The following is a 1,579-nucleotide window of genomic DNA, read 5'->3' as shown; positions in this document are numbered from 1 at the left end:
CCGCTACGGTACCTAAATAGACAAGGAACAATCCATAAAAAGTGAATATAGATAAAATAAACTTTCCTAAGTTATCTCTCAAATAGATCAGTGTGCTTTCGTATAATGTTTCTGCACTTTTTATAACACCAATATTCTTCTCGCTTCTCACCACAACCTCTTAATCCGTTTTATTTCTTAAGTATTAGTCTAAACAACATGGTTTATCCGAGCTCCCCAAGCTTCTAAAGCTAATCGCCTTTTTTCCATATACTCTTGTAGATTATACACTTTTTGCATTCCTTGTAACTGATGATTAAGTATTTTCTCAATCACTATTGGATCAGCACTAATATCATTATCACCTAAACGTGTAGCCATAGTTCTTCTTAAGTCATGGGGTACAAATTTAGGCACGCCTAACTCTTTTTGTTTTCGGTTTAACGCCCTTGAAAGTGAGTGCCTATCAATGGGTTGTTCAGCTACAGCGCTCGAAGTGCAGGTGGTACTTGGGAAAACGTATTTTGAACCTAGATAACTGAATGAAGCGCGTAGTTCATCAAGCATAACTATCATATTTTGTGTAATTGGCACTTTGTGAGTCCGGTCCCCGCCTTTGTTTTGTTTTACTCGCTCGGCAGGAATAGTCCACATCATTTTTTCAAAGTCGAATTCTTGCCACTGGGCACCAGTCACTTCTACCGGTCTGCAACCAGTAAGTGCTATGAATTTAAGAGCATAAATTACTTGAGTACTTACACCGAGCTTGGGCAAACGCTCAAATACTTGTATCAATTCTTCAAACTCAAGGACTCGAGTGCGCGGCTTTTCAATACCACCAACATTCTTCTTCTTGGCCGTGCTTATCGGATTGCCCTGCATTAGGTCTCGTTCAACAGCGAAGTCGAACATCTGTTTGAGAATTGAAAGGGTTTTATTAGCTTGAGTACCAGCTCCCCTGTCGGTTATTGGGTCTAATACTTTGCTTAAAATATCGCGGCGGGTAATGTCTTTTAATTTAACGCCTCCTATCGCTGGTAGAACGTCTTTTTTAAACATACGCACAACCTCTATAGGGTCTTTACGATGCACCTTGATAAAGCGCGTGTAGAACTCCAGAAATAGTGCCTCAACTGTGGGTGATGTATCTTCAATGAATTGCTGTTTAATATTCTGTTGTCTTGTTTCATAAACATCTTCGCCTGTAGCAATGCGCCCCTTTAAACTTTCCACCTCTTTTCTTACTTGTTTTAATTCACGTTCACCGTAGTAGCCAAGATGGTAGTTACGCTGTTTTCCCTTAGCGCCACCCAAGCGATAATTCAGATACAGCGCTACACGAGCTATTTTAGAGCTGCTAGTTGGCTTGCCTACTCGAGCATGGAAGCCACTCAACTTAGTATCATTGATACGTTTTATTTGATCAGGGATATTACTTAGCGTTGAATCACTCAGAAGCATTTTTACTGTCGTCATATGTAGCACCGATTTTGACAAACCAATTACATGCAGCATATATGTAGCACAAAAGCAGAACAACTACTTATTTCTAATTACAGCTAATTATTTCTAATTTAAATTATAATCCATTGATTAAAAG

The 1,579-nt window shown here is 39.2% G+C and carries 1 protein-coding gene; it reads right to left on the bottom strand.

Features of this window, described 5'->3' with window-relative positions:
* Positions 1 to 189: 189 nt before the first annotated feature.
* On the bottom strand, positions 190 to 1,455 hold the full coding sequence (locus L1D46_RS20580; RefSeq protein ID WP_239978164.1) for a site-specific integrase: 1,266 nt from the start codon (positions 1,453 to 1,455) through the stop codon (positions 190 to 192).
* Positions 1,456 to 1,579 lie beyond the last annotated feature (124 nt).

Source organism: Pseudoalteromonas sp. Isolate3 (assembly GCF_022398505.1).
In the GTDB taxonomy this organism is placed as follows: domain Bacteria; phylum Pseudomonadota; class Gammaproteobacteria; order Enterobacterales; family Alteromonadaceae; genus Pseudoalteromonas; species Pseudoalteromonas apostichopi.
Note: the sequence above shows the minus strand (reverse complement) of the source record. Positions and strands in the feature narration are given on the sequence as shown.